Annotated in this window: 7 protein-coding genes; 5 read left to right on the forward strand and 2 right to left on the reverse strand. The window is 73.7% G+C overall.

The features are described from left to right. Positions 1-101 precede the first annotated feature (101 nt). A complete protein-coding gene (locus tag IE286_RS27815) occupies positions 102-1,250 on the reverse strand; it encodes a TerD family protein (protein WP_189799014.1) in 1,149 nt (382 codons plus the stop codon). A gap of 232 nt (positions 1,251-1,482) precedes the next feature. On the opposite strand from IE286_RS27815, the gene IE286_RS24940 reads away from it, so the two are divergent. The 3 genes from IE286_RS24940 (at position 1,483) to IE286_RS24950 (ending at position 3,202) form a co-directional block, all read left to right on the forward strand. Next, the gene (locus IE286_RS24940) at positions 1,483-1,749 is read left to right on the forward strand and encodes a GlsB/YeaQ/YmgE family stress response membrane protein (RefSeq protein WP_125499286.1); all 267 of its coding nucleotides are present in this window, start codon (positions 1,483-1,485) and stop codon (positions 1,747-1,749) included. A 121-nt stretch (positions 1,750-1,870) separates the two neighbouring features. Continuing rightward, a complete protein-coding gene (locus IE286_RS24945) occupies positions 1,871-2,263 on the forward strand; it encodes a BlaI/MecI/CopY family transcriptional regulator (RefSeq protein ID WP_189799015.1) in 393 nt (130 codons plus the stop codon). 6 nt (positions 2,264-2,269) lie between these two features. Continuing rightward, positions 2,270-3,202: a M56 family metallopeptidase gene (locus tag IE286_RS24950; RefSeq protein ID WP_189799016.1), complete on the forward strand. Its 933-nt coding sequence runs from the start codon at positions 2,270-2,272 to the stop codon at positions 3,200-3,202. Between the two features lie 43 nt (positions 3,203-3,245). Here IE286_RS24950 and IE286_RS24955 read toward each other — a convergent pair whose 3' ends face one another. Further along, positions 3,246-3,701, reverse strand: coding sequence for a tellurite resistance TerB family protein (locus tag IE286_RS24955; protein WP_189799017.1), 456 nt, complete (start codon positions 3,699-3,701; stop codon positions 3,246-3,248). Between the two features lie 661 nt (positions 3,702-4,362). On the opposite strand from IE286_RS24955, the gene IE286_RS24960 reads away from it, so the two are divergent. Then, positions 4,363-5,559, forward strand: coding sequence for an EfeM/EfeO family lipoprotein (locus IE286_RS24960; RefSeq protein ID WP_189799018.1), 1,197 nt, complete (start codon positions 4,363-4,365; stop codon positions 5,557-5,559). Continuing rightward, on the forward strand, positions 5,556-6,429 hold an 874-nt coding region (locus IE286_RS24965; protein WP_189799019.1), incomplete at its 3' end, for a Dyp-type peroxidase. The genes IE286_RS24960 and IE286_RS24965, both read left to right, overlap by 4 nt.

The raw sequence follows: 6,429 nt of genomic DNA on the forward strand, positions 1-6,429 counted from the left end.
AGGGCGGCCGTGCCCGGCGAGGTGTGCGGGACGGGGGCGGCGGCCGGTGGACGGACGGGCCGCGGCCCCGGACGCGGTGCCGGGGCCGTAGGGGCGGGACGTCAGTCCTCGTAGTAGTTGTTGACGACGACGTCCGGTTCGTCGTCGTCGAAGGCCTCGTTGAGCAGGGCACCGCCGATGAGGCCCGCCGCGCCGGCGCCGATGAGCGCACCGGCCCCGAACCGGCGGCCGCCGCCCTGCTGGTGCTCGTGCGGCTCCGGGTACGGCTGGGGGTAGCCGCCCTGCTGCGGGTAGCCCTGCCCGGGGTACGGCTGCGGGTAGCCCTGCTGGGCCGGGGTGTAGAACGGCGGCACCGTGGTCTGCACCCGCTGCGCGCAGGCTCCGCAGGCCTGGACCGGCCGCGGGACGCCCCACTGCGGGGACCAGGTCACGCTCACCGTCCCGGGGCCGTGCTGAGGGTCGAAGAAGCAGGTCATGGGGTCACTCCCTGGAAAGCTGTCCGGTGCGGTGGAAAAGGCCGGTGCGGGCTCGGGTGCCGCAGGAGGCGGGGCTGTCGGGGGCTGCGCGGGGGCCGGCGGCGGGGCGGCCGGCAACTGCGCGGGGGTCGGCGGCGGGCTCACGACCGCCGGCTCGGCGGCCGGTGCGGCCATGGCGGTGGCAGCCGGGGGCTCGGACGCGGCCGTCTCCTTCAGGACGTTCACGCCGTAGTCCTCGGCGATGCCCGCCAGCCCGGAGGCGTAGCCCTGGCCGATGGCGCGGAACTTCCACTCGGCGCCGTGCCGGTACAGCTCGCCGAAGACCAGCGCGGTCTCGTCGGCCAGCCGGCCGGTCGCGAGGTCGTAGCGGGCCAGCTCGGCGCCGCCCTCCCGGTCGAGGACGCGGATGTGCGCCCGGTGCACCTGGGCGAAGCTCTGGCCGCGGGCCGTGGCCTCGTACAGGGACACCGGAAAGACGATCTTGTCGATGCCGTCCGGGACGCGGAGGAGGTCGATCTCGATCCGCTGGTCGTCCCCGTCGGCCGGGGCGCCGCTGCCGCAGTGCCGGACCGAGCCGTCGGGGCTGGTCAGGTTGTTGAAGAAGACGAAGTGTTCGTCGGACGGCACCGTGCCGGACCGGTCGCAGAGCAGGGCGCCGGCGTCCAGCTCGTACCCGGTGTCCGCCTGCCAGCCCAGCCCGACCGTCACCCCGGTCAGCCCGGGCGCCTGCTTGCTCAGCGACACGTTGCCGCCCTTGGTCAGGGCCACACTCATGCACGTCCTCCGCAGCTGCTTCCGCTTCCCGCGTCCGCCGTGATCAACGGCGAACCGTCAGATCCGGTTCCCTGTTTGCGCAATGTCTTAAGCATGTGTCAGAACCTCAACGGCCCGTCCACAGCGAGTCGTCACAGCTCACCGGGCCTCGCCTGCCGCGCCCTGTCCTCCCTAGGCTTGCGCAAACAGGCAACCGAACCGGTCGCGGAGCGCGACCCGACTGGAGGACACCGTGGGCATCATCGGCTGGATCATCCTGGGCCTGCTCGCCGGAGGCATCGCGAAGATGCTGCTGCCCGGACGCGACCCGGGCGGCCTCATCGGCACGACCCTCATCGGCATCGCGGGCGCGTTCATCGGCGGCTGGCTCTCCGCCCGCTTCCTGGACCGCCCGGTGGAGAAGCACTTCTTCGACCTGTACACCTGGGGCGCGGCGATCGCCGGATCCCTGGTGCTCCTCGTCGCCTACCGCATCCTGTTCGGCAACTCCCGCGATTAGACCCTGTCCGTGAGGTCGCGCCGTCCGCGTCCGGCCTCTGTACGATGACGCTGCTCCGGCGTACGGCGCCGGCCGGACGCCGGCCCCCGGACACCCGCAGCGGACCGAAGGGAGACGGCGCATGACGGAGCGAGTGCCGATCGAAGCGCACCGTCGGCGCCGGGCGCACGGCTCGCTGGAGACACAGGTGCTCGCCGCGCTGCACGAGGCGCGGGGCCCGGTGACCGCGGGATGGGTGCAGGAGCATCTGGCCGCGGACCTCGCGTACACCACGGTGGTGACGGTGCTGACCCGTCTGCTGGCCAAGAACGCGGTGACGCGCCGGCGCGAGGGACGGTCGTTCGTGTGGCTGCCCGTCTCCGACCAGGCCGGGCTCGCCGCCGCGAAGATGCGCAAGGTCCTGGACGGCCAGCGCGACCGCCGGGCGGTCCTGGCCAGTTTCGTCACGTCGCTGCCGGAGGGGGACGAGCAGCTCCTGCGCGAACTGCTGGACCAGGCCGCCGACGAGGACTGAGCACACATGGGGATCTTCGTCTTCCTTCCGTTGGTCCTGCCGCTCACCACCTGGCCGATCGCCCGCCTGGCCGAGCGGTGCCTGCACCCCCGTGCCGCCACCGTGCTGCTGACCGGGCTCGCCACGGCCATGGCGCTGTGCAGCACGGTCTGCCTGGGCCTGCTGATGGTGGTGGGCACCGCGCAACTGCCCGGCAACCCCTTGCCGGACGGCTGGTCGGACCCCGAGGTGCGCGAGAGCGTGCCGCACCACGAGGTCGCCGGGAAGGCCGCGATCCCCGGCCTGCTGGCGGTCGTCGTGGCCTGCGGCCACGCCGTGGCGCAGCACTGGGCGGTCCGCCGCCGTGCCCACCGGGCCCTGCGGGGCCTGCCGCCCACCGAGGTCGCGGTGCTGCCGGACGCCGAGCCCTACGCCTACGCGCTGCCCGGCGGCGTCCGCGACCGGATCGTGGTGTCCACCGCTCTGCTCGGCCGCCTGGCCGCCCGGGAGCGCCGGGCGCTGTTCGCCCACGAACGCAGCCATCTCGCCGCCCGGCACCACCGTCACCTGCTGCTGGTGCGGCTCGCCGCCCGCGCCAACCCCTTCCTGCTGCCGCTGCGGACCGCCGTGGCCTACACCGTGGAGCGGTGGGCCGACGAGGAGGCCGCCCGGGCCGTCGGCAGCCGCAAGGCGGTGGCCCGCGCGATCGGCCGGGCCGCGCTCGCCGGGCACGGCACCCCCGCACCGACCCTGGCCGCGCTCGCGGCACCGGGGCCGCTGCCGCGCCGGGTCGCGGCCCTGCTGCAACCCGCGCCCGCGGTGCGGACCTGGCCGCCGGTGTTCACCACCGTGGGCCTGGCGCTGTGGACCGCGGCCACCGGGGTGCTGCTCTCGGCGATGTTCTCCGCGAACTCGGCGCTCACCCTGGTGCGGCTGCTGCACGCGGCGACACCGCTCTGACCGGCGCACGCACCGTCCGCCGCCCGGCGGGACCGGCCGGCCCTCAGAGGTCGAACTCGTGCGGCGGCAGCCCCAGCGCGAAGCAGGCGTCCCGGACCACGGCACGCTCGGTGGCGTCGAAGTCGCCGTCGGCGCCACCGATGACGATGCCGATCTGGATCACGGCACGGGCCTCGGCCGGCTTCTTCTTCGCCTTGGCGACCTCCTGCAGCATGCTCACCTTGCCGAAGTCGAAGTCGGCCGTGAGCTTGTTGAGGTTGTCCTCGAAGCGACGCTGAAGGTCGGCGGCGGGGAAGTTCTGCAGCACCTCGTTGGTGAAGATCAGCTGGGCGACCCGCTGCCGCTCCGCGGGGTCGATCCGCCCGTCGGCCGCGGCGACCAGGGCGCACATCGCCATGCTCGCGTCCCGGAACGCGCCGCTGGTCAGCTCGTTCTTCTTCGCGACCAGCTGGCTCTGCATCTGCGCCGCCGAGTCCTTGATGCGATCCCACAGGGCCATGCCGACTCCCTCACGCCGTCAGTTCTACAACAATGTAGAAGTTAGCAGGCCGGGTGATCACCGCGTGCCCCGATCGCGTCCTGTGCGAAGGGTTTCGGCCGCGACGGCACCTCCGTCGGCAACGTGGGCGGCGCCGCCGCCGGTGACCTCGGCCCGGGCCGCCAGTGGTGTGCTGTGGCTCCACCTCGGCTACGACGAGGGCACCTTCGCCTCGCGCACCCGGATCGGCGGCGGCTGGAACGCCTACAGCCACCTCGTCGGCTTCGGCGACGGCAACCGCGACGGCCGCCCCGACCTGTTCGCCTACGACAAGACCCACAACCTGACGTACTTCTGTCCCGCACCGGCGACTGGAAGGCCGCCTTCGCCGCCCGCAAACCCTCCGCCTCCCCGAGTGGCAGCTCCTCCGCCCACCAGATGCTCGACGACGCGAACGCGGCGATGCGCAGCTGCCGGCCGTCGTCCGGGACCGGGCGTGTCCGTGGACACGCGTCCTGGTCGCCGATGGGGGTGACGACCAGCTCTCCGGCCGTGCGGAGCGGGTCCGGCCGGTGAAGCCGAAGGGAACAGTTGGTCATGGGTTGCTTTGGACGACTGTTCGAGCCGGTGCGGGTGCCTAGCATGAGGCGGTGACGAACGGAACGTCCGGAGGAGGACCGGAATGACCGTGTCCGTCCCCGGACCGCGCTCGCGTCTGCTGTGGGCGGTCACCGGTGTCGTCGCGGTGCTCGCCGTGGTGGCCACGGTGGCCTGGACGAGCGGACGGCACCACTCCCGCGCCGGCGCGGACGGACTGCCGCACACGGCGGTCGAGGTGTCCCGCAGCCGGTGCGGTCGGGGCTGGACGGATCCGGCACCCGGCCTGCGCGTGTTCGAGCTGCACAACACGTCCGGCGCGGCCACCGAGGTGATGCTGGAGAACCCGGCGACCCACGCCGTGTACGGCGAGGTCGAGGACGTCGGCCCGGGCACCACACGAGAGCTGACGGTCCGCATCGGCACGGGTACGTACGCCTTCCTGTGCGTCCCCGACGACGCCGACGCGCTCACCGGTCCGACCGTACGCGTCGTGGGCGGGACCGCGTCTCCGGCGGCGGTCCCGGTCACCGAGCACGACCTGATTCCGCCGACGCTCGGCTACCAGACGTGGGTGGGGCAGGGCCTTACCGAGGTGGTGCGGCTCACCGGCCGCCTGCGGGCGGCGATCGACCGCGGTGACCTCGCCGCCGCGCGGTCCGCATGGCTGCCGGCCCACCTGGAGTACGAGCGGCTCGGCGCGGCCTACGACGCTTTCGGCGACGCGGACCAGGCCGTCAACGGCACGGACGCCGGGCTGCCCGGCGGCGTGCACGACCCGGACTTCGCCGGATTCCACCGCATCGAGTACGGGCTCTGGCACGGGCAGTCCGCCGCCGCGCTGCGCGCGCCGGCGGCGGCACTGGTCAAGGCCGTGACCGGGCTGCGGGACAGCTGGGCGCAGACCCGCATGGACCCCGCCCAGCTGGGCCTGCGCGCGCACGAGATCCTGGAGAACACCGTGCAGTTCGAGCTGACCGGCCGTACCGACTACGGCAGCGGCAGCAGCCTCGCCACCGCCCGCGCCAACGTGGACGGCACCCGTGAGGTGCTGTCCCGGCTGCGGCCCGTGCTGGCCACCCGGTACGCCGGTCTCGCGGACCTTCAGCGGCAGCTGGACCGCACCCAGCGCCTCCTGGACGGGTTCCGCGACGGGGATGTGTGGACGCCGCTGGACCGGCTGACCCGGACGCGGCGCGAGGACGTGAACGCGGCCGTCAGCGATCTGGTGGAGCGGCTGGCGTCGGTGGCGACCCTGTGCGATCCACGGAGGACGGTGTGAGAACAGCCGGTGAGGAGACGGGCGGCGAGGAGACAGGCCGCACGGCGACGGGCGGGGTCGGCCGACGGGGCTTTCTGCGCGGCGCGGCCCTCGCGGGCACGGGACTCGCCGCGGGCGGTGCGGTCTGTCTCGCCGGGGCGGCCGACTCCGGGGCGGCCGGCTCCGGACCCGTCGCCGGGCAGCCGTCCGTCGCCCCCTTCCACGGTGTCCACCAGCAGTCGGCCATCGCCCCTCCACGCCGGGTCACGGCGTTCGCCGCCCTGGACGTGACGGCCGAGAGCCGCAAGGACCTGACGGATCTGCTGCGGATTCTCACCGACCGGGCTCGCTTCCTGACCTCGGGCGGCACGCCGTCCCCGGTGGGGATCACCGGCCCGCCGGCGGACTCCGGCATCCTCGGTGATCCGCTGCCCGGCGGACAGCTGGCCGTGACCGTCGGCGTCGGCGCCTCGCTCTTCGACGAGCGGTTCGGCCTGTCGGCGCTGAGGCCCCGGAGGCTCGCCGCCATGCCCGCCTTCCCCGACGACGACCTTCAGGCCGAGTGGTGTCACGGCGACCTCAGCCTCCAGCTTCACGCCGACGGCACCGACACCGTGCTGCACGCCCTGCGCGACATCGCCCGGCACACCCGCGGCGGTCTCCAGGTCCGCTGGCGGATGGACGGTTTCAGCAGCCCGCCCCGGCCGTCGGGCACCCCGCGCAATCTGATGGGGTTCAAGGACGGCATCGCCAACCCGGACACGGCCAGCACCCGTGAGATGAACCGGCTGGTGTGGGTGGGCCGGGACACGGGCGAGCCGGAGTGGACGGCCGGCGGCAGCTACCAGGTCGTCCGGCTGATCCGCATGCTGGTGGAGTTCTGGGACCGGG

Origin of the sequence: Streptomyces thermodiastaticus (genome assembly GCF_014656135.1) — a bacterium.
In the GTDB taxonomy this organism is placed as follows: Bacteria; Actinomycetota; Actinomycetes; order Streptomycetales; family Streptomycetaceae; genus Streptomyces; species Streptomyces thermodiastaticus.